This is a genomic window from Flavobacterium sp. CS20 (assembly GCF_018080005.1).
GTDB lineage: Bacteria > Bacteroidota > Bacteroidia > Flavobacteriales > Flavobacteriaceae > Psychroflexus.
Genome location: NZ_CP073015.1, coordinates 3031042 through 3053780, shown reverse-complemented (window position 1 = coordinate 3053780; position 22739 = coordinate 3031042). Strand labels below are relative to the sequence as shown.

At 32.6% G+C, this 22739-nt stretch carries 23 protein-coding genes; 13 read left to right on the top strand and 10 right to left on the bottom strand.

What is annotated here, in order from left to right; translation table 11 throughout:
* Positions 1 to 8: 8 nt before the first annotated feature.
* Complete coding sequence (locus IGB25_RS14505; protein ID WP_247653543.1) at positions 9 to 1046, top strand: sigma-54 dependent transcriptional regulator; 1038 nt, start codon at positions 9 to 11, stop codon at positions 1044 to 1046.
* Between the two features lie 45 nt (positions 1047 to 1091).
* Positions 1092 to 1337 (top strand): helix-turn-helix domain-containing protein, encoded by a 246-nt coding sequence (locus IGB25_RS15085; RefSeq protein WP_247653542.1) that lies wholly within the window; start codon positions 1092 to 1094, stop codon positions 1335 to 1337.
* 317 nt (positions 1338 to 1654) lie between these two features.
* Here the strand turns inward: IGB25_RS15085 and IGB25_RS14500 are convergent, their stop codons facing one another.
* Both IGB25_RS14500 and IGB25_RS14495 read right to left on the bottom strand, forming a co-directional pair.
* Positions 1655 to 2713: a site-specific DNA-methyltransferase gene (locus IGB25_RS14500; protein ID WP_211065612.1), complete on the bottom strand. Its 1059-nt coding sequence runs from the start codon at positions 2711 to 2713 to the stop codon at positions 1655 to 1657.
* 4 nt (positions 2714 to 2717) lie between these two features.
* Positions 2718 to 3500: a hypothetical protein gene (locus IGB25_RS14495; RefSeq protein WP_211065611.1), complete on the bottom strand. Its 783-nt coding sequence runs from the start codon at positions 3498 to 3500 to the stop codon at positions 2718 to 2720.
* 367 nt (positions 3501 to 3867) lie between these two features.
* Between IGB25_RS14495 and msrA the strand changes: the two genes are divergently transcribed.
* Together msrA and IGB25_RS14485 are read left to right on the top strand one after the other, a co-directional pair.
* Complete coding sequence (gene msrA, locus IGB25_RS14490; protein ID WP_211065610.1) at positions 3868 to 4506, top strand: peptide-methionine (S)-S-oxide reductase MsrA; 639 nt, start codon at positions 3868 to 3870, stop codon at positions 4504 to 4506.
* A gap of 37 nt (positions 4507 to 4543) precedes the next feature.
* A complete protein-coding gene (locus IGB25_RS14485; protein WP_211065609.1) occupies positions 4544 to 5122 on the top strand; it encodes a DNA-3-methyladenine glycosylase I in 579 nt (192 codons plus the stop codon).
* Here the strand turns inward: IGB25_RS14485 and IGB25_RS14480 are convergent.
* Positions 5097 to 5891 carry an undecaprenyl-diphosphate phosphatase gene (locus tag IGB25_RS14480; RefSeq protein WP_211065608.1) on the bottom strand — a complete coding sequence of 265 codons (795 nt, stop codon included), beginning with the start codon at positions 5889 to 5891 and terminating at the stop codon, positions 5097 to 5099. The genes IGB25_RS14485 and IGB25_RS14480 overlap by 26 nt on opposite strands.
* A 105-nt stretch (positions 5892 to 5996) precedes the next feature.
* On the opposite strand from IGB25_RS14480, the gene IGB25_RS14475 reads away from it, so the two are divergent.
* From IGB25_RS14475 to IGB25_RS14465, 3 genes are read left to right on the top strand one after another with little or no spacing between them, the layout of a single operon-like run.
* The gene (locus tag IGB25_RS14475; RefSeq protein ID WP_211065607.1) at positions 5997 to 6479 is read left to right on the top strand and encodes a DUF4199 domain-containing protein; all 483 of its coding nucleotides are present in this window, start codon (positions 5997 to 5999) and stop codon (positions 6477 to 6479) included.
* Positions 6480 to 6483: 4 nt separating this feature from the next.
* A complete protein-coding gene (locus IGB25_RS14470) occupies positions 6484 to 6987 on the top strand; it encodes a hypothetical protein (RefSeq protein ID WP_211065606.1) in 504 nt (167 codons plus the stop codon).
* Positions 6988 to 7036: 49 nt separating this feature from the next.
* Positions 7037 to 7816 (top strand): enoyl-CoA hydratase-related protein, encoded by a 780-nt coding sequence (locus IGB25_RS14465; RefSeq protein WP_211065605.1) that lies wholly within the window; start codon positions 7037 to 7039, stop codon positions 7814 to 7816.
* 298 nt (positions 7817 to 8114) lie between these two features.
* On the opposite strand, the gene IGB25_RS14460 is transcribed toward IGB25_RS14465, so the two are convergent.
* The 7 genes from IGB25_RS14460 to IGB25_RS14430 all read right to left on the bottom strand — a co-directional run bounded on the left by IGB25_RS14460 (position 8115) and on the right by IGB25_RS14430 (position 14102).
* Positions 8115 to 9314, bottom strand: a complete 1200-nt coding sequence (locus tag IGB25_RS14460; RefSeq protein ID WP_211065604.1) for a glutamate-5-semialdehyde dehydrogenase — start codon at positions 9312 to 9314, stop codon at positions 8115 to 8117.
* Positions 9315 to 9335: 21 nt separating this feature from the next.
* Positions 9336 to 10106: a glutamate 5-kinase gene (proB, locus tag IGB25_RS14455; RefSeq protein ID WP_211065603.1), complete on the bottom strand. Its 771-nt coding sequence runs from the start codon at positions 10104 to 10106 to the stop codon at positions 9336 to 9338.
* Between the two features lie 12 nt (positions 10107 to 10118).
* Positions 10119 to 10919, bottom strand: a complete 801-nt coding sequence (gene proC / locus IGB25_RS14450; protein WP_211065602.1) for a pyrroline-5-carboxylate reductase — start codon at positions 10917 to 10919, stop codon at positions 10119 to 10121.
* Positions 10920 to 11143: 224 nt separating this feature from the next.
* A complete protein-coding gene (locus IGB25_RS14445) occupies positions 11144 to 11983 on the bottom strand; it encodes an OmpA family protein (RefSeq protein ID WP_211065601.1) in 840 nt (279 codons plus the stop codon).
* 178 nt (positions 11984 to 12161) lie between these two features.
* On the bottom strand, positions 12162 to 12614 hold the full coding sequence (queD, locus tag IGB25_RS14440; RefSeq protein ID WP_211065600.1) for a 6-carboxytetrahydropterin synthase QueD: 453 nt from the start codon (positions 12612 to 12614) through the stop codon (positions 12162 to 12164).
* A 3-nt stretch (positions 12615 to 12617) separates the two neighbouring features.
* Positions 12618 to 13499, bottom strand: coding sequence for an ACP S-malonyltransferase (gene fabD, locus IGB25_RS14435; protein ID WP_211065599.1), 882 nt, complete (start codon positions 13497 to 13499; stop codon positions 12618 to 12620).
* Positions 13500 to 13577: 78 nt separating this feature from the next.
* Complete coding sequence (locus tag IGB25_RS14430) at positions 13578 to 14102, bottom strand: hypothetical protein (protein WP_211065598.1); 525 nt, start codon at positions 14100 to 14102, stop codon at positions 13578 to 13580.
* 195 nt (positions 14103 to 14297) lie between these two features.
* On the opposite strand from IGB25_RS14430, the gene IGB25_RS14425 reads away from it, so the two are divergent.
* The 6 genes from IGB25_RS14425 (at position 14298) to IGB25_RS14400 (ending at position 22739) form a co-directional block, all read left to right on the top strand.
* On the top strand, positions 14298 to 14618 hold the full coding sequence (locus IGB25_RS14425) for a helix-turn-helix domain-containing protein (protein ID WP_211065597.1): 321 nt from the start codon (positions 14298 to 14300) through the stop codon (positions 14616 to 14618).
* Positions 14619 to 14622: 4 nt separating this feature from the next.
* Complete coding sequence (locus tag IGB25_RS14420; protein WP_211065596.1) at positions 14623 to 15666, top strand: DNA cytosine methyltransferase; 1044 nt, start codon at positions 14623 to 14625, stop codon at positions 15664 to 15666.
* 3 nt (positions 15667 to 15669) lie between these two features.
* The gene (locus IGB25_RS14415) at positions 15670 to 16632 is read left to right on the top strand and encodes a HaeIII family restriction endonuclease (RefSeq protein ID WP_211065595.1); all 963 of its coding nucleotides are present in this window, start codon (positions 15670 to 15672) and stop codon (positions 16630 to 16632) included.
* Between the two features lie 300 nt (positions 16633 to 16932).
* Positions 16933 to 19251: an ATP-dependent helicase gene (locus IGB25_RS14410; protein WP_211065594.1), complete on the top strand. Its 2319-nt coding sequence runs from the start codon at positions 16933 to 16935 to the stop codon at positions 19249 to 19251.
* Positions 19252 to 19356: 105 nt separating this feature from the next.
* Positions 19357 to 20673: an OmpA family protein gene (locus IGB25_RS14405; RefSeq protein ID WP_211065593.1), complete on the top strand. Its 1317-nt coding sequence runs from the start codon at positions 19357 to 19359 to the stop codon at positions 20671 to 20673.
* 479 nt (positions 20674 to 21152) lie between these two features.
* Positions 21153 to 22739 carry a peptide chain release factor 3 gene (locus tag IGB25_RS14400; protein ID WP_211065592.1) on the top strand — a complete coding sequence of 529 codons (1587 nt, stop codon included), beginning with the start codon at positions 21153 to 21155 and terminating at the stop codon, positions 22737 to 22739.

Here is a 22739-nt window from a genome sequence, read left to right as displayed (position 1 = left end):
AATAAAAATTGAAAACGGTTTACCTAATAGATGACGATGTTTTTTTTAACCAAACATTAAAAAAACTTTTAGAGAAAAAGAACTATAATGTAGAGTCTTTTTATAACTCGGTTAGTTTTTTTGAGCATTTTAAAAATCACGATCATCCAGACTTGATTGTGACCGATTACCGATTGCCAGAATTGGATGGATTACAAATCACTCAAAAAATAAAAAAAATAAATAGCACTATTCCTGTTATATTGATAACAAATTATGGAAATATTCAAACAGCCGTAAAATCCATAAAATTAGGTGCTTTTGAGTTTGTTAGCAAGCCTATAAATCCTAGTGAATTTCTTAAAATTGTACACCAAGCTTTAAAAACAAATGAGAAAAGACTCTCTGAAAACAAAATTGAAAATAATTTTATAAAAGGCACTACAACCAAAAAAATCTGGTCTCAAGTAGATATTGTAGCACCAACCAACTTATCGGTTTTAATAACAGGAGAAAGTGGAACGGGAAAAGAATTAGTAGCCAAATATATCCACCAAAACAGCAAGAGAAAAGACTCTAATTTTGTAGCAGTAGATTGTGGTGCAATACCAGATGAAACTGCTATATCTGAACTATTTGGTCATGAAAAAGGAGCTTTTACTGGTGCGTCTCAAACCAAAATAGGTCATTTTCAATATGCTAATAATGGAACTATTTTTTTAGATGAAATTGGTAATTTATCCTATGACTCACAAGTCATACTTTTAAGAACTATTCAAGAGAGAAAAATCAGAAGATTAGGAAGCAACAAAGACATCGACATAGATGTAAGAATTATTGCTGCAACTAATGAAAATCTTGAAAAAAATATCGAAAATAATAACTTTAGGTTAGATTTATTTTATAGGTTGAACGAATTTCCTATAACCCTACCACCACTAAGAGAAAGACAAGAAGACCTCAATATATTTATAGATTTTTTTGGAAAAAATGCCGCTGAAGAACTAAATAAAGAATACAAAGGTATTGACAATAATCTGCTTCAAGATTTTAAGAAACATTCTTAGCCAGGTAATTTAAGAGAATTAAAAAACTTTATAAAAAGAGGTGTTTTGTTATCTGAAAATGGAGTTATCAAAAAAGAACATCTTGCTGGATTTCAAGTTGAACCCATTAGCCATCTTGAAAGCAAAGAAACCCAAAAACAGGATTTAAAGTCTCAAAATGAAGAGTTAGAAAAAAAAATGATTCAAGATACGCTAACTAAATATCAATTCAATAAAACTAAAACCGCAAAAAAATTAGGTATCACAAGAGCTACTTTATATAAAAAAATCAAGCTATATAATCTTGATTAAATTTGGCAATAATGACCGTGGCTATGGACAGTTGGGGATTTTTTGTCCTAACTTTTCAATTTATCACTGGTCTTTATTTTATTCATTTTCGTTTTTTCAAACAACTAAATCCTAATTGCTTATATCCTTTATTGCAAGTAGTGTTTATTTTCATTTTACAAGACAAAGTTAATTGAAGGTTGCATTATATGAAAACATTTTTTGGTTTTTTCAGCCTTCTGACTAACGTAAAATTATATTACTGTAAATCAGTTGTTTATATCTTATTCAAATATTCAATTTTCAATCCAAATTTACAACTTCATCCACTATTGCTCTTATACAATGTTGGTAGCTGGGCTTTTTTCTAATTCTGCAAATTCATATTCTGGCTTTGCAACAAAAAGGTCTCCTTCAACTGTTTCAAGTTTATTCATAGTCGCCTTAATAGCGTGTTCTGATTGGTCAATTCCAATCCATTTTCTTCCATTTGTTTGGGCAGATTTTAAAGTTGTTCCTGAACCACAAAAGCAATCAAGCACAATGCTGTTTTCATTGGAAGAAGTCCGAATAATTAAGTCTAACATTTCAGGATTTTTTTCAGTTGGATAAGTTGGATATTGTGGGTCTTTATATTCCCAAATATCTTGAACTCTTTTCCCTTCTCTTTGGTCTGCGAAGATTATTTTTCTTGGGTTTCCTGTTGACGACCATTCTATTAAGCCTTCTTTGTCCCATTGTTCTAAAGTTTCAACATCTGTCCGCCAATGCCTTCCTTTCGGCGGTAAAACACCTTTAAAAGGTTGATTTGATTTGCCGTTTTCGGTTTCACTTGGTGCGTGGATAGGAACTGTTGTGTATCTTCTACCTTGTTTATCCTTTTTTGGAAAGAGTTTTTCAAAATCCTTTTCAGTATATTTTTCTCTTGGCTCATTCCAAATTGGATTACTTGATTTTGTGTAAAAAAGAATTAAGTCTTTTACATTACCATAACCAAGTCTGTTGAAATTTTTCGGATTGCATTTTATTCTTGTAATATCGTTTCTGAAATTCTCAATTCCGAAAACTTCATCCATTACTATCTTTACATAATGACCTATTTTGTAATCAATATGCAAATAAATAGAACCTTGTTCAGACATCAATTCTTTCAACAAAAGGAGTCTCTGTCTGATAAAATCCAAGAAATCGTTTCCAACTAATTTATCAGAATAGGCGACATCTCCATTTCTTGAATTACTAATTGTTGAAGCTCTACCATCTGTAATTGTAAAGTTTCCACCTGTTGCAAAAGGTGGGTCAATATAAACCAAATCAATCTTACCTTTCAAATCTTTTTCGTTCAGCAAGTAATTCAATCCTTTAATATTGTCAGATTTTATTAGTAAGTTTTTCATAAGCTTAAATTTGATAAAGAAACTCTCTTAATACAAGAGCACTCATTATGTTATAATCTTTGTAGGTTTCCGTAATTGACTTATACATTTTATTTTTTCCTTCAATAAATAAAACTCCATCAAGAATGGCAATTTTCACAGCTTTTACACCTTTTGCCTGAATGGTGCTAATTGCATCATTGAATTGAGCATTTTGGTGTCCGCCAAAGTCAGTTAAAAATTTAGCTTCACCAATCACAAATTGCTTGTTAAACCGACCGACAAAGTCTAATCCTTTGTTGTGATTATAACCTAAATGTTCTTTCGCAAAATTCATCATTGCATTATCTCCCGCATCTAAAATTGCGTCTTTGTCATTGCTTAAAAATTCATCTAAAGATACTGGTTCAACTCCTAACGATTTTCTTTTTAACCAATCACGAAACATAGGGCTAATTTGTCTATTAGTTTCTTTTGGTTCGCTACATCTTTCAAATATTTTATCAAGACCCATTTCATAAAGACGACCACAGATTCGGTTTATCGTTCTTGGATTTCTGTCAATAGCCGAGCCATCTCGTTTTAAATATGCAATGTAACTGTCTTTGATAGGGAATAAGTCAAATTTCAACAATTGTCTTATCAGTAAATCATTGTCCTTTTTCTTGAATGATTTTTCAACTTCTGCCCAAATATCTTTATTTATTTCCCTTATTCCTTCTGGAATAGTTGGATAAACTAGAAACAAATCGTCCAAATACGACCTTTGGTTTGCATACTCTATGCTTAGTTTAGTCCATTTATTCATATTACAAATGTAGTATTTTTATTTAAAAGTAGTCGTTCTTTAGCCTTCTGACTAACGTAAAATTATATTACTGAAAATCAATTATTTCTATAATTTGTTATTGAAGTTTTCAGTTATATGTGCCACAACTATATATTTTCTTTTCAACACCATTTGTTTCTTTTCAAGGAAAAGTTTTTTTAAATACCTATTTATTTTATATACCAACATGTTAGATGAAAACCTCATTTATTGTCAACAGTCATTTAACTGATTGACAACTTATAATAAATAGCTACCAAAGACGATAAATTTTTGTTTTATATTAACAATGTTCTATCAATTCAAACTCATAATTATATTTAATTTTACTGAAAAACATAAATAGATGAAAAAATTACTCATCATACTTTTAATATCTAATTTCTCATTAGCATGCAATAAAGTTGAGAAAAAAACAGACGCTCAAGACCATAATTATTCAAACTATATTGACAACCAAGATTTAAAATTTGCCTATTTTGCTAGCGGTTGTTTTTGGTGTGTAGAAGCTATTTACGAAAATGTAAAAGGCGTAAAAGAAGTGATTTCTGGCTATTCTGGAGGACATACTAAAAACCCAACCTACGAGGAAAGCAATACTGGAAAAACAGGTCATGCCGAAGCTGTAAAAGTGATATATAACAGTGATATTGTAAGCTTTAAAACTTTAGTTGATGTGTATTTTGCATCACAAAATGTAACTCAAATCAATGGTCAAGGTCCGGATATAGGAAATCAATACCGTTCTATACTATTTTATCAAAATGATGAAGAAAAAAACATCATTGAAAATAAAATAAAGTCTATTCAACATCATTACGATAAACCCATAGCGAGAGAAGTCAAACCTTTTGAAAAATTTTGGATTGCAGAAGAATATCATCAGAATTACAAAAAGAAACACCCTAATAACAGATATATTCAGAATGTGTCAAATCCGAGATTTGAAAGGTTTAAAGCCAAAATGCCTAATGTTTTAAAATAAAAAATAAATTACTCTAATTTAGTCAACCCAAAAAAATATGACAAAATGTGAATGGGCAACAAAACATCCACTTGAAGAACACTACCACGACACCGAATGGGGCGTGCCTGTTTATAACGACCAAAAATTATTTGAACTGTTGTGTTTAGAAAGTGCTCAAGCGGGTTTGAGTTGGCTGACCGTGTTGCAAAAAAGAAATAATTATAAAAAGGCTTTTCATAATTTTGACATTGAAAAAGTAGCTCATTTTTCGGAGCAAAAGGTAGAAGAGCTTTTACAAAACAAAGGCATTATCAGAAATCGATTAAAAGTGAAAGCCTTTATCAATAATGCCAATTGTGTTTTAAACCTTCAGAAAACACACGGAAGTCTATCTAAATATTTATGGAAGTTTGCTAACCATCAACCTATCCAAAATGCGTTCAAATCTGCATCTGAAATTCCAACAAAAACCGATATCTCTGATTTAATGAGCAAAGATTTAAAGAATAATGGGTTTAAGTTTTTAGGCTCAACAACTTGCTATGCATTTATGCAAGCCGTAGGTATGACCAATGACCATACTACAGATTGTTTTAGATATGAAGATGTTAAAACCCTAAATCAACACCTATGACCCAACTGACAAATAGAAAAACAATTCCTATCCCAATTCTATAATAACCGTAGTGTTTAAAACCATAGGCGACAACCAACTTGATAAATATTTTGACTGCAATAAAAGCACTTACAAAAGCCACTATCATTCCTATCAAAAGAATTAATATTTCGTGATTTGTAAAAGAAACTGGCGTTTTATACAAATCGTAACCTGTTGCGGCAATCATAGTCGGAACAGCCAACAGAAATGAAAACTCCGTAGCTTGGGTTTTATTGAATTTATTAAAAATCCCACCAATAATAGTTCTTGCTGCTCGTGATGTTCCTGGAACCATAGACAGACATTGGAACAAACCAATAAACACCGCATTTTTAATTGGGATTTGACTCAAATCAACGACTTGCGTTTCTTTTGCCACTACTTTTTTATCAATTAAAATCAAGACAATACCGCCAATGATTAAGGCTACTGCGACAACAGTCGGGTTAAACAAATAACTTTTAATAATATCATACGCCAACAACCCTATGATAGCTGTTGGAATAAATGCGACCATTAGCTTCACATAAATATCAATGCCTTGAAGAAAGCGTTTATAATACAAACCAATAATCGCCAAAATGGCACCAATTTGAATAGACACAATAAATGAATCTACAAAACCACCGTCTTCTGTAATCCCAAGAGCGGCTTTAGCGAGTATCATATGTCCTGTAGATGAGACTGGCAAAAACTCAGTAAGCCCTTCTATAATAGCTATGATGATACTTTCTATAATAGACATAAAGATGGTTTTGGGTGCAAATATATTATTTTAGAAAGTAGCTATATGTCAAAGATTAGAGAAAATGAATTATATTTAAAAATTAATTTTTAAAACCAACCAACCATGTTTAAAATCAAAACCGAATTCAAATGGACTATCATTTTTATATTGATGAGTTTGCTGTGGATTTACTTAGAAAAAATATCAGGCTTACATCACGAGTATATTGAACAGCAACCTATTTACACTAATCTCTACGCCATTCCTGCTATTCTGATTTATGTATTAGCTTTAAAAGAAAAAAAACGTAAGTTTTATAACGGTGTTATGAATTACAAAAATGCTTTTATCAGTGGACTTATATTAACTTTAATGATCAGTTTACTTACACCACTTAGCACTTATGCTTCGGTAGAATATATCTCTCCAGAGTTTTTCGGTAATGCCATTGAAAAGAGCGTTGAATTAGAAATGATGACTAAGCCGGAAGCCCTTGATTATTTTAACACACAAAATTATATGCTTCAATCTTTAATGTTTGCACCAATATTTGGTATAGTTACGACGGCTATTGTTGCCCTTTTTGTTAGAACTAAATCAAAATAAAAATATGTCTAAAATTACCTATTTTGAAAAACAAAATACTATCCTGATTTGGGTGGTTTGTATTATCGTCCTCATTATCATTTTAGTTATTGGCTTTAATGTTGAAAACATCACCAATGATGAAGGTGAAACTATACCGATTGGTCTTACTTTTTTTAATGTTGCTCTTATTTTAGTAGCCTTCCTCCTATTTTATGATATGAAAATAGTTTTATCTAACGAATATTTGAAGGTGAAATTTGGCATAGGCGTTTTTAAAAAAGAGTTTAAACTTCAAGAGATAGATCAATCAAGTATTGAAATTTATAAACCTTCAATGTGGTATGGTATAGGTTGGCGTTACAATTTGAAAGGCGATATGTTATTTAATACAAAATTCGGTACAGCCGTTCGATTTAAATTGAAAAACAACAACAAGTCTTATTCTATTGTAACCTCAAATTATAAAGAATTAAAAGAAAAGTTGACAAAAGCTACTGAAAATACGTCTTTAGAAAACAACTCATAAAATTTAATGTTTAAGATTGTATTTGTATTTTTATAACAAAATCTATTTTATGTCAAGCATTGTTAAAACACAAAATCAAAACGTTACTTATCTGTATCTTAATCGTCCTGAAAAATTTAATAGCTTTAATCGCGAGATGGCGTTATCAGCGCAACAACATCTCGATGATTGTATAAGAGACAAAACAACAAGAGCTATTGTTTTGATTGGTAAAGGCAAAGCATTTTGTGCAGGTCAAGATTTACAAGAAGTTGCCAATCCCGACGAAAACCCAGGGTTTAAGAAAATCCTTGAAGAGCATTACAATCCCATTGTCACTCGCATTCGAAATATAGAAATCCCTGTAATTCTTGCCGTTAACGGCGTTGCGGCTGGTGCTGGTGCCAATTTAGCATTGTGTTGTGATATTGTTGTGGCTTGTGAAAAAGCCAGTTTTATACAAGCTTTTAGTAAAATTGGGCTTATTCCAGATAGTGGTGGCACTTATTTTTTACCTCGCCTTGTCGGTTTTCAACGTGCTTCTGCCCTAGCGATGCTCGGTGACAAAATTGATGCCTTTGAAGCTGAACGTATGGGGATGATTTATACGTACTATTCTTCAGAAACTTTTGAAAATGAAGTCGATAAACTGGCACATCGTCTCGCCAATATGCCGACCAAAGCTTTAGCCTTTATTAAAAAAGCTATGAACCAAAGTCTTGAAAATGGTTTAGAAAACCAATTGGCTTTAGAGTCTAAATATCAAATTGCTTCAGCTCAAACCGAAGATTATCAAGAAGGTGTGAATGCATTTGTTGAAAAGCGTCAACCCAAATTTAAGGGGAAATAAAAATAGCGGTCTTAAAACTTTTGTCATTCTGAATTTAGTTCAGAATCTGTTTTAAGACCGCTATTTAAACTATAGAGTTTAGTATTTTAACGTGAGTTCGATATAAATTCCAATAAAATATATTCATATAAAATACAGATATTTAATCATTTGTCATGTTGACAGAGCGAAGCATGAGCGACGAGACATCTCAGTAGGATAAGATTTCTCCTCATTCTTCGTCGAAATGACAAAATTTGCTTACAAAAATATGTAATTATCTGATTTACAGATTTCAATAAATCGAACTCGCGTTATTTTAAACTCTTACGTGTCCATCGCCATAAACATAATATTTATTGGTTACCAATTGTTTAAGTCCTAGTGAATCACGGTGATGTAGTTTATCGGTTGATATAGCCAACTCTGCACCAACGCCCATTTGTCCGCCGTCAGTGAAACGAGAAGAAGCATTTTGATAAACAGCGAGAGAGTCAATTTGTTCCATAAATTGAGTCACTTCATCGGCATCTTCTGTCATAATGATAGACGAATGTTTCCCTGAGTATTTATTGATTTTCTCAACAGCTTCATCAAAGTTTCTTACAGAAGATAGAACAATTTTCATAGCCAAAAACTCCTCATACCACGTGTCTTCATTTTCAACTTTTGCTTCGTCTTTAAGCACTTGGGAAACTTTGGCATCTGTTAAAATTTCAACTTTATGAGATTTTAGTGTATTCCCTAAATCAACAACTTTCTGTTCAAAATCGGGCAATTTTTCATCGATTAACACTTTGTCTAAAGCGTTACAACCTGAAATTTTATCAGTTTTAGCATTGATTAATACTTTTTTGGTTTTATCCCAATCTGCATTTTCAGAAACATATAAAAAATTGTTACCACGACCACTGATTAATACCGCACAAGTGGCGTGCGTTTTAACAAAATCAATCAATCTTTCACCGCCTCTTGGCACGATTAAATCTAATTTTTCAGATGGATTTCTTAAAAACTCTTGGGTTTCTTCTCTATTGATGTGCATCAATTTTATCCAATCTTTGGATAAACCATTTTCTTCTAAAGCTTTGTGCCAGCATTCTTCTAAAATAATATTAGAATTTACCGCTTCTTTTCCACCTTTAAGTAAAATTTTGTTATTGGCTTTAAAGGTCAAAACAGCGACTTCAATTGTAACATCAGTACGAGATTCATAAATGATTAATATTGTTCCAAAAGGATCGGTTTTATTGATAATTTTCAAACCATTATCTAAAGTGGTGTCTGATATCACATTACCAACGGGATCATCTTGATCTTTCACTTCTTTGATGGCTTGTATCATTCCGTCAACTTTTTTGTCGTCAACCACAAGTCTGTCGTAAAGTGCTTGATCGTCTCTATTGAAAGCGTCCAAGTCTTTTTTGTTAGCTTTTATGATATCTTGTCTTTTATCCTCTATAATATTCATCATAGATTGCAAAACGTTGTTTTTGGTTGTTGTATCTAATAATTTCATAATTTGATTTTTAAATTTTGATTAAACAGAAAATTTAGTCCCAACTTTTTTGCCATCCAAAATATCTAAAATGATATTTTCTTCTTTTCCATTAGCAATATAAGTTGGTATATTTTTACATGCAGTTTCTTTAGCAATTCTTAGTTTAGATTCCATACCACCACGACCTTCGCCTTCGCCTTTTTCAGATTCTTGAACGTATTTTTCTACGTTTTCATGCACTTTTACTTCGTGCAATAATTCAGAAGATTCGTGTTCTGGATGTCCGGTATATAAACCGTCAATATCGGTCAACATAATCATTGTGTCAGCATTTACTAAATCAGCAACAAGGCTTGCTAACTCATCATTGTCAGTAAACATTGACATAGACAGCGAAACGGCATCATCTTCATTAGCAATAGGAATAACACCTTCTTTTAGAAGTCCCTCGTAACAATTTATCATATTTTGGCGATATTTACCAGGGGCAAAATCTCTTTTGGTAGCCAAAACTTGAGCACAACGCATACCAAAATCATGAAACATAGTATAATAATGTCTCATCATTCTTGGTTGACCTACCGAAGAATAAATCTGTCGCCTCACAGAAGGGTTTTCTTCATTGCTTTTGCCGAGAACTTCTCTACCAGCAATAGCAGAACCCGATGACACTAAAACAGTAATGATATCACGTTCGTACAAGTAAGCGATTTGTCTGACCAAATTTTTAAGAATAGGACCAACAATACGATTATTTCTATTGGTCATCACATTGGTTCCTACTTTTACAACTATTCGTTTTTTAAACATAGATTATAAGTTTTATTCACCTAATTCTACAGCTCTGTTGAAAGTTGCATAAGTCGCATCTTTAATAAGTTCTTTTACGTTATTATCGTCCATAGAATCGAGGGCTGCACGAGTTGTTCCGCCTTTAGAAGCTACACGATCCATCCAGGTTTCTGGCGATAGGTCTGAATCATTAAACAATTTTACCGCACCTTCAAAGGTATTGCTGACTAACACTTTAGAGTCATTATCTGAAAAGCCCATTTTTTTGGCGACTTCAAGCATAGATTGCATAAAGTAAAAAATGTAAGCTGGTCCACTTCCAGAAATTCCAGTAGATTTATTGATAAAATCTTCGTCTTTAACGTGAATTGATGCACCAGTGGTATCGAGTAGGTTTCTTATCATAAGCAATTCAACTCTTGAAACGCTATCAGATTCAGTAAAAGAAGTAACGCCTTTACCAACCTTAGCAGGAAGGTTTGGCATGGTACGCACCACCTTATCAATACCTAATAAATCTTGAATTTTAGCAATGGTCACACCAGCCATTAGGGATACAAAAATTTGTTGATTGTTGACGTAGGGTTTTATGTTTTTAAACAAATCTTCGCAGTGATAAGGCTTTACAGCTATAAAAACGATGTCTGCATCAGGCAAACAATCTTCTATTTTTTCATAAACATCAAATTGTTCATCTTTTCTGAGCAATTCAATAGTTTCTGTAGAAACATCGTGAATCATTAATTTGCGTCTGTTGAGCAAAGCCGACTGAGCCATACCTTCAGAATAAGTAAGCCCCATATTTCCAGCTCCAATAACTAATACTTTCATATTTTAATTTTAAAATTAATAGTTGCCATATATACTACAATGATTATGCAGAGTAACGAATTAGAGTAATAAGTTTGCTTAACATATAATACAAATATTCTTTAAAACAAGACTATAACTGATATCAGCTTAGTTTTTAAATATTTTATTATTTATAAAAACACCTGACATTTCGGCATAAAAAAACCTCAGCAAGCTGAGGTTTTATATCTTTTTGATAGTTTTTAAAGCTTTTTCATACCTTGTTCAATCATGTTATAAAATTGATCGAGTTTTGGTAAAACTATAATTTTTGTTCGTCTATTTCTCGCTCTTCCAAGTTTATCACTGTTAGATTCTAAAGGCACATATTCACCTCTACCAGCTGCTACCATTCTACTTGGATCAACATTATACTCATTTTGAAGAACTCTCACAACGGAAGTTGCTCTTTTGGTGCTTAAATCCCAATTATCTTCAAAGCATGGTTTTGAAATAGGCACGTTGTCAGTATGACCTTCAACCATAAATTCAAAATCAGGTTTTGCTTTTATCACTTTGGCAACTTTTCCAAGAACTTCTTTGGCTCTGTCTGTTAATTGGTATTGACCGCTGCCAAAAAGTAGTTTGTCTGAAATGGAAACAAATACAACACCTTTTTCTACGTTAATTTGAATATCTTCATCGTCCATATTGCCAACGGCACTTTTCAAACTTGTTACCAATGCTAATGTTACACTATCTTTTCTATTGATAGCATCACGCATAGTTTTGATTTGAAGATCTTTTTCTTTCATACTTTCTAAAGTCTTCTCTAAATTTTCAGCACCTTTTTGCGTTAAAGTAGTTAAATCGCCTTGCGTGCTAATTAAAGCTTCATTGGTGCGTTGTAATGTTTTAAGCTGTTCTTCGTAAGACTTAGTCAAAGCTTTTTTCTCATCTAGACAAATATTAAGCTTCATTGTAGCATTATCAAGCATAGCTTTAGTTTCTTGATACTTATTTTCGACTTCAGCAAATTTCTTTTTAGAAACGCAAGAAGACATTACAATAGATAGCATAATTAAACTAACAGTTACTCTCATAAGTTCTAATTTTTTATAATGGGTTTATGACAAAAATAAGCAATTAAAGTCTTTTATGATGTGGGATTAACATTAATTTTGTGTGAACCATTTTAAAACCTTAAATCCATATCAAATTATCTAACTACCAATGACGTTTTTTTGCTTGGCTTAAACATAGTCGAAATCAAGTTATTTACTATTGTTGATCAGTAGCAAACCATTCAGCAAAAGCGGTTTCAGTTTCTCTTAATTTTATAGAATGAAGCTTGAGATTTTTATGCAATTTGGCTTGGATTTTATTTGCAAAATCAGCTACCATATTTTCGCTTGTTGGTTGGTAATTAACTTCAACAATTTTGTGTCCAGAAGACTCTAATTCTTGAGCTAAAGTTTGATGAGGTGAGTTAATATTAAGCATAATGGCGTGGTCTAAAACATCAACTATTTCAGATTTTACAATATGTTTTAAGTCGCCAAAATCTATCACCATTCCACATTTTGGATTTGTGTTATCTTCAATTGGCGAACCCATCACACAGACGTCAAGTTTGTAGCTATGACCGTGTATATTTTTACATTTGCCATCATAACCGTGTAAGGCATGAGCCATTTCAAAGGTAAACTGTTTTGTGATTCTAATTTTACTCATCATTTAAATACTTGCACTTTCAGTTGGAAACCTACGGTCAATTTTTTTCATTAAACCTTGAAGCACTTTACCAGGACCAACTTCGATGTATTGTGTCATGCCGTCGTTGAGCATATGTTGCATAATTTGTGTCCATCTTACAGCAGATGTAAGTTGTTCAACCAGATTTTTTTTGATGTCTTCAGGATTTTCAACGGCTTTAGCATTGACGTTTTGATAGATTGGACACTGTGGTTTTGAAAAATTGGTATTTTCAATAGCAGTAGCCAAGGCTTCTTTGGCAGGAGCCATCAAAGGCGAATGAAATGCTCCACCAACAGGCAATACTAAGGCTCGTTTAGCTCCTTTTTCTTTTAAAGTTTTGCAAGCTGCATTTATTGCTTCTACTTCGCCAGAAATCACCAATTGACCAGGGCAGTTATAATTTGCTGGAACAACAATGCCTTCGGTGCTATCACAAACGTTTTCCACAACATCATCTGCAAGTCCGAGAACCGCTGCCATAGTAGATTCTTGAGCTTCGCAGGCTTTTTGCATAGCTATGGCACGCTGATGTACCAGTTTTAAGCCATCTTCAAAACTTAAAGTGCCATTAGCCACCAAAGCTGAAAACTCACCCAGTGAATGACCAGCCACCATATCAGGTTGAAATTTATCGCCTATAACTTGACTTAAAATGACGGAATGTAAAAATATTGCAGGTTGTGTGATTTCAGTTTGTTTGAGGTCTTCTGCAGAGCCTTCAAACATCGTTTTTGTGATATGAAAGCCTAAAATAGCATTGGCATCTTCAAAAAGTTGTTTGCCTATTTTTGAATTTTCATAAAGATCAAGTCCCATACCTGAAAATTGAGCACCTTGTCCTGGAAATACGTATGCTTTCATATTTTTTATTGTTTGGATTACAAAAGTAGAGCCATTTTAGTGATTCTACAAATCAATTAAGATGCAAGAAATTTAAACTTAAAACAACGTCCTTAACTCTTTTTTAATCAGTTGTAAAGCTATGTCATTTGGTGAATTTTGTTGGTCGAGTAAATCTCTTAATAATGTTTCTCGGAGTTTGAATGCATCGCTAATGTTTTCGCTCATATTGGTTTTTCTGATTTTAGAAATCGTGCTGTTTTTAGCGGTTTTAATCACATTCCAACATTGATTGCTCACATATATTTGTTGCACTAAATTGTGCTCAAATTCTTGGTCGATGGTTTTAATAAGTAAGTCTTCGTAGGCATTTTTGTCATTGCTTATGGGTGTAACTCGGTTGAGTAAATTACCTAAAGATAACCGTTCTGAGAGTAGAGCCAATCTTTCATAAGCTTGTATGCGAATAGGCAAGGTTTCTTTTTGATATTTAAGTCGAATATCTAAACGTTGTTTTTGCTGAAGATGCTCGATATGGGTTTTAAAAAAATAAAAAGCTATACCACCAACAATTAGGCTTGATAAAAAGAAAGATACTAAAATTGAAAAATTAAAATCTGTCATTGTTTAAAAAAATTTGGGTGTAAAGATAATCATTGATAAATACAATTTAGTTAGGTTTAATACTAAACCTATTTTATTAATTGATCACTTTTAGTTTTTTCTATAATATAATTCAAATCTTAAACAGAAATTTTGCAACATTTGAATTGACTATTCAAACAAAAAGATTAGATTTGTCAAAAAATGACAAGTCTTATGGAAACCACATTTGGAGAATACATCCGACTTTTAAGAAACGAAAACGGACTTACTTTAACTCAGCTTGCACTTAGACTGAATTTAGACTCTGCAAATTTGAGTAAAATTGAAAATGGAAAAAGAGATTTTGATGAAAAACGCTTGCCAAAACTTGCAAAAATCTTTAAATTAAATCTAAATGAATTGAGGAACGAATATGTAACCGACCAAATAGGAAAACATATTTACGAAACAAATTGCACAAAACAACTTTTACAAGTCGCTGAACAAAAAGCAGAATACAGAAGAGCGCTTAATAAATCACTTCAAACACAGTAATTATATGAATTTAGTATCATTTTTTGCGGGAGCTGGCGGACTCGATTTAGGATTTCAAAAAGCAGGTTTTAATGTTGTTTGGGCGAACGAATATGATAGAAACATTTGGGAAACCTACGAAAAAAATCATAAGAATACTATTCTTGATAGACGTAGTATTGTAGAAATAAAGTCTGACGAAGTTCCTGAATGTGATGGAATTATTGGTGGTCCACCTTGCCAAAGTTGGAGTGAAGCTGGGTCAAAACGTGGGATAAATGACAAACGAGGACAATTATTTTTTGATTTTATCAGAATATTAGAAGCAAAACAGCCTAAATTTTTTCTTGCGGAAAATGTTAGTGGAATGCTGTTAAACAGACATAGTGAAGCTCTAAAAACGATAAAACAACTTTTTGAAAATGCTGGTTATAATTTATCTTTCAAACTGTTAAACGCATCAGATTTTGACGTTCCTCAAGACCGTAAACGAGTCTTTTTTATTGGTATTCGGAAAGATCTTAATTTCAATTTTGAATTTCCAAAACCATTAAAAGAAAAAGTAACGCTTCAACAAAAAATTGCTGATTTACAAAATTCAGCTGTTCCTGCAAAGGACGGTAATAAAACCAATAAAGAAAATTGTAAAGTCCCAAATCACGAATATATGATTGGTGGTTTTTCATCTATGTTTATGTCTAGAAATAGAGTGAGAAGTTGGAATGAACAATCTTACACAATTCAAGCAGGAGGGCGACACGCCCCTATTCATCCACAAGCACCAAAAATGAAATTCATAGAACAAAACAAACGTATTTTTGTGCCTGGGAAAGAGTATTTATATCGTAGATTAAGCGTCAGGGAATGTGCAAGAATCCAGACTTTTCCTGATGATTTTATTTTTTATTACAATCATATTGCAACTGGATATAAAATGATTGGCAATGCTGTTCCTGTTAATCTCGCAAATCATATTGCAATTAGTATAAAATCACAAATTGAAAATACAGAAAAGAAACAAAAAACAGTTTCTAAAAGAAATATGAAGCTAGAAAATATTTTATCTTAATTTATGGCAAGTCAAACAGTAAACGGTAAGGCTTTTGAGTATGCCCTGCTTACTGAGTTTTATGAGCGTTTAAAAAACATAACAAGTGTATCAATCACAAAAAATGAACCTTATATAACTGCTAAAGGCTTCTTTGAAAGTTTTAAAGAGCAAGAGCAAGAAACTTTTAATATAACAGCAAGTGCTTCAATTAATTTTCTTATAGATATCGAACCTAGATTATCAAATGGAATTAATGAAGATGATATTTTAGTTTTAGAATTAGTCAGCGATCAAGCTGGACAAACTGGAGATGTTCGAGATGTTTTGATAATTCGCTCTTTACAAAAATGGGAGATTGGTATTTCTGCAAAAAATAATCATAGAGCTGTAAAACATTCAAGATTATCACAAAAGATAAATTTTGGTAAAAAATGGCTTGGTGCTTCTTGTTCGCAAGATTATTTTGAAGAAATAAAGCCAGTTTTCGATATGCTTACAGATTTAAGAGATAGTGACAAATCAATTAAATGGTCTTCAATTGAGAATATGCACGAAGTGGTTTACATTCCAATTTTAAATGCTTTCAAAAAAGAATTACTTCGTTTAGACAAAGAAAACCCAAATATAGTGGCAGAAAATTTGGTTCAATATTTAATTGGAAATCAGGATTCTTACAAAGTGATTAAAGGCAATAAAAAAGTTGAAATTCAAGCTTATAATTTGCACGGAACTTTAAATTTACCATTTGAAAAAGTAAAACCAAAAGCAAAAATTCCTAAATTGAAATTGCCGTCAAGGCTAATCGACATAGTTTATCAAGAAAACTCAACAACGACTTTGCTAGTTTCTCTAAATGAAGGTTGGCAAATATCTTTTAGAATTCATAATGCGAGTTCAAGAGTTGAACCATCTTTAAAATTTGATATAAATTTAGTGAGTGCACCATATACTTTATTTACAAATCATATATTTGTAAATGGCTAAGCTAACGCAAAAAGCCGTAAACCTTTCAAATCTGATTCAACATAAACTAAACCTTCCCTAAGAGTATGCCTTTGAGAAAGATGCGTACTTCAGATATAAATATATAAGGGTGAAGCAAGAAAAAGGGGTAATTTTGAGTATTCTTAACACTAACGGATATCGATAAAAAAAATGGAGTTCTTCAAATTCCTTACATTACTTGTCCTTAATCTATCAAAATACGTTTTGAAATTAAAATACAATCTCAGCTTAAATTCATTAAGGTTTATTTAATTTTGAAATTTTAAAAAAACTGATAATTTGCAAGCATATTTAGACGAATTGAATGACGCCCAACGCGAACCCGTATTGCAAAAAGATGGGCCAATGATAGTTATAGCTGGTGCAGGTTCGGGTAAAACCAGAGTGTTGACCTACCGCATCGCTCACTTGATGAATCAAGGTGTTGATCCTTTTAATATTTTAGCATTGACTTTTACCAACAAGGCGACTCGTGAGATGAAAAATCGTATTGCCAAAATTGTTGGTTCAAGTGAAGCAAAGAATTTGTGGATGGGAACGTTTCACTCTGTATTTGCAAGATTACTGAGATTTGAAGCTGATAAACTGGGTTTTCCATCCAATTTTACCATTTATGATACCCAAGATTCTCAGAGATTGGTCAATAGTATCATCAAAGAAATGAATTTAGACAAAGATGTTTATAAATATAAACAAGTCTATTCCAGAATTTCATCTTATAAAAATAGCTTAATCACCGTTAAAGCTTATCGGCAAAATCCCGAACTTCAAGAAGCTGATGCCATGGCAAAACGACCACGCTTGGGTGATATTTATGAAGAATACGTCAAACGTTGTTTTAAAGCTGGAGCAATGGATTTTGACGATTTATTGTTAAAAACCAATGAGTTATTAACGCGATTTCCTGATGTTTTATCTAAATATCAACACCGTTTTCAGTATATTTTGGTGGATGAGTATCAAGATACGAATCACTCTCAGTATTTAATTGTAAAAGCTTTAAGTGATAGATATCAAAACATTTGTGTGGTTGGTGATGACGCCCAAAGTATCTATGCGTTTAGAGGTGCCAACATCAATAATATTCTCAATTTTCAAAGAGATTATGATGAGGTAAAAACTTACAAACTTGAGCAAAATTACCGTTCGACTAAAACTTTGGTGCAAGCGACGAATTCGGTGATAGAAAAAAATAAAAAACGTCTGGAAAAAGTAGTTTGGACTTCAAATACACAAGGCGATAAGATAAAAGTTAATCGTTTACTCAATGATGCTGAAGAAGGGCGATATGTAGCTTCAACCATATTTGAATTGCAGATGCAAAATCAATTGGATTACGACCAGTTTGCCATTTTGTATCGCACCAATGCTCAAAGTCGAGCTATGGAAGACGCCTTGCGAAAAAAAGATATGCCATATCGCATTTTTGGTGGTTTGTCTTTTTATCAGCGTAAAGAAATAAAAGATACTTTGGCTTATTTACGACTAATAGTTAATCCCAAAGATGAAGAATCACTCAAGCGAGTAATCAATTATCCTGCTCGTGGCATTGGTCAAACCACTTTAGATAAATTGGTATTGGCGGCTAATCACTACAAGCGTTCTATTTTTGAAGTCATCGAAAATATTCAAAAAATTGACTTACCTATCAATAAAGGTATCCAAACCAAGCTGATTAATTTTGTGAATATGATTAAGAGTTTTCAGATTACGGCTCAAAAACTCAATGCTTTTGAGCTCACCGATTTGGTGATTAAAAAAACAGGTTTACTTCAAGAATTCAAAAAAGACGGCACGCCAGAAGGAATAACAAGAGTTGAAAATTTAGAAGAATTGCTCAATGGGGTTAAAGATTTTGTAGAAGGACAAAATGAAGTGGAAGACGCCACAGGTTCAATTAGTGAATTTTTAGAAGACGTTGCTCTGGCAACCGATTTTGATAATGAAAAAGGCGATAGCAATCGGGTATCATTAATGACGGTGCATTTAGCAAAAGGCTTAGAGTTTCCTTATGTCTTTATTGTAGGTATGGAAGAAGATTTGTTTCCTTCGGCTATGAGCATGAATACACGAAGTGAACTTGAAGAAGAACGCCGATTGTTTTATGTGGCTTTGACACGAGCCGAAAAACAAGCTTACATCACTTATACCTTATCCCGCTACCGTTGGGGAAAATTGATTGATGCAGAACCAAGTCGATTTATTGATGAAATTGATGATACAGCATTAGAATATAACATCTCAGAAGATTCTTATCGCTACAAACCCCAAATTGACGCTGATATTTTTGATGAAGTTGATAAATCTAAACTACGTCAAACCAAACCTAAAAAAGGGACACCACCACCAAGTCATAAACCCACTGAAAATCAATTAAGAAAATTGAGAAAAGTTAAACCGATCACATCTCAAACTTCTGTTAATGAAGTAGTTATGTCTATAAAGTCTGGGCAAATAGTTAAACACGGCAGGTTTGGTAAAGGAAAAGTTATAGGCGTTTCTGGCATTGGTCAAGACAAAAAGGCTGAGATAAATTTTGAAGAAGCTGGCTTAAAAAAATTGTTATTAAAATTCGCAAAATTAGAAATTTTAAAATAATATTTTACTAAGTTGGTTTTTAATTTGTTTTTTTATTAATATTTCACGTAATTTGCATATGTTTTAAATTAACCAAGCATAAATCTAATTATAAATTTTAGTAAAATGAAAAACTTAATCTTATTATTATCTGTTCTCTTATCGACCATAGCTTTTTCTCAAGAAAAAAATGATAGCGATAAAAAATCTCAGTTCGATGATTACAATCAGTGGTTTATAGAATTTGGTGTAGGTGGAAATAAAGCAGGAAGAACTCTTACAAATATTTCAAACCCTTCACTTAATATCTTTGAAACTGCCAACACAAAAACCTTTTCAGGTTTGCACGCAGATCTAGCTGTTAGATATATGTTTAACGATAAATTTGGTTTAAGATTAAAAGGTGGATACAATGATATTTCAGAAAACGAAGATGAATCAACATTTGAATTTAATTCGACTTATATCCAATCAAGTTTAGAAGGAGTTTTAAACTTAGGGAGCGTATTAGACTTCCAAAATTGGACTCAAAGATTTAACTTGCAAATATATGGTGGTTTTGGCGTCGGTGTTTTAACCACTGACTTTTCAGATGGTGAGGACTACACAGCCACTGCTGTTATAGGTTTTACCCCAATGTATAAAATTAGCGATAAAGTCTCACTCAAGATGGATTTCATGGGGCTTGCTAATGCCACTCAACAATTTAATTGGGATGGATTTAGTCATACAACTACAGGTTCGGTTGATGGCTTAATGCTCAATGCGTCTATTGGTTTAAATATTAATTTGGGCAAAAGCCAAAAAAATATTGATTGGTATCATTTAGAACATAGTGAAAATGCAGAAACACAATCTTTAAAAGAAGAAATTAACGACTTAAAAGATAAGCTTTCAGACACTGATCGTGATGGTGTTCCTGATTACCTTGATAATGAACCTAACACTGTCAACGGTGTTGCTGTGAACACTAAAGGAATTGCTATAGATCAAAATCAAAATGGTGTTCCTGATGAGTTAGAAAAAGAACTCAATAAAACTTATGCTACAAAATCTGATTTGAATAAATCTAAAACATCAGGTGGTAGTGGTACATTTAAATCACTTGTTGAACAAGGTTATGTTAATGTTTATTTTGGATTTGACAAAGTCTATCCTGAAGTCGCTTCAATTAATGATGTTAATTCCGTTATTACTTTCTTAAAACAAAATCCTAACGAAACTATTCAGCTTATCGGATATACAGATAGCATAGGCAATAAAGAATACAATAAAATTTTATCTGAAAAAAGATCAAAATATATTAAAGACATTTTAGTCTCTGCTGGCATAAGTGAGTCTCGTATTGAATCCATTGGTTCAGGTGTTAACCCAAATATAGATTCAAACACAACTTACTCTAGAAAATTAGCTAGAAAAGTAATGATTAAACTTAAAAAGTAAATCTTTTTAATATCTAAGCTCATAAAGAACAAAGTGAACAATTCACTTTGTTCTTTTTTTTATTGTTTAAATTCAATAAGAGACAATTTGAATGAATAATATCGTTAATAAGATGAATGTATAATACTGACTTACCTACCTACAGCAGGCTGGTATTTTAAAAACCACGTATATAAGGGAGACATTTAAAATAACGTGAGTTCGATATAAATTCCAATAAAATATATTCATATAAAATACAGATATTTAATCATTTGTCATGTCGATAGAGCGAAGCATGAGCGACGAGACATCTCTGTAGGATGAGATTTCTCCTCATTCTTCGTTCGAAATGATAAAATTTGCTTACAAAAACATGTAATCATCTGATTTACAGTTTTCAATAAATCGAACTCACGTTAATTTTAATACCAAGCTCCTTTAAAAAAAGATTTAGCTTCTCTCCTCGCCTATTCTGGTTAAAAAATTAAATTTGCAGCATGAAATTTAAAGACGAAATCAACAGGCGACGTACCTTTGGTATTGTGTCGCACCCAGATGCAGGAAAAACAACATTAACTGAAAAATTATTGTTATTTGGCGGTGCTATAAACGAAGCTGGCGCTGTAAAATCAAATAAAATCAAAAAAGGTGCGACGAGTGACTTTATGGAGATTGAACGCCAACGTGGTATTTCTGTTGCCACATCTGTCTTAGGATTTGAATATAAAAACAATAAAATCAACATCTTAGATACGCCAGGTCACAAAGATTTTGCAGAAGATACCTTTAGAACTTTAACGGCTGTAGATAGCGTTATAGTGGTGATAGATGTGGCAAAAGGCGTTGAAGAACAAACCGAAAAGTTGGTGAAAGTTTGTCGTATGCGCAACATCCCGATGATTGTGTTTATCAATAAACTCGACCGTGAAGGTAAAGATGCTTTTGAACTACTCGATGAAATAGAGCAAAAATTAGATTTGAAGGTGACGCCTTTGAGTTTCCCAATTGGAATGGGATATGATTTTAAAGGGATTTATAATATTTGGGAAAGCAATATCAATTTATTTACTGGCGACCCACGAAAAGATATTGAAGACACCATAGAAATCAATGATCTATCCAAACCAGATTTAGATGAATTGTTAGGCGAAACCGCCGCTAAGAATTTAAGAGATGAAGTGGAATTAGCTACAGGTGTTTACCCAGATTTTGATATTGATGCTTATAAAAAAGGAAACTTACAACCTGTATTTTTTGGGTCTGCTTTGAACAATTTTGGCGTGAGAGAGTTATTGGATTGTTTTATCACAATTGCACCATCACCACGCTCAAAAATGAGTGATATACGAGAAGTGAAACCTGATGAAGATCAATTCACAGGATTTGTGTTTAAAATCCACGCCAATATGGATCCGAGACACCGAGACAGATTAGCGTTCGTAAAAGTCGTGTCTGGAAAATTTGAACGTAACAAACCTTACCTACACGTGAGACAAGGCAAAAATTTAAAATTTTCTAGTCCTAATGCTTTTTTTGCTGAGAAAAAACAAGTAGTAAATGAGATGTATCCTGGCGATATTGTCGGTCTTCACGACACGGGAAATTTTAAAATTGGTGATACACTAACAGAAGGTGAAAAATTGATGTATAAAGGGATACCAAACTTTTCGCCAGAGCATTTCAGATATATCAACAATGCTGACCCGATGAAATCAAAACAACTCAACAAAGGCATCAATCAATTGATGGATGAAGGAGTGGCTCAACTTTTTACTTTAGAAATGAACAACAGAAAAATAATAGGAACGGTTGGAGCTTTACAATACGAAGTGATTCAATATAGACTTGAACACGAATACGGTGCTAAATGTTCTTATGAAAATATCAACGTGCATAAAGCCTGTTGGATAGAGGTTGAGGATGAAAACAGCGAAGAGTTTAAAGAATTTACCCGAATAAAATCTAAATACCTCGCTAGAGACAAACGCAATCAGTTGGTGTTTTTAGCAGATTCTGCTTTTTCGTTACAAATGACGCAAGATAAATACAAGAGTTTAAAGTTTCATTTTACGAGTGAGTTCTAA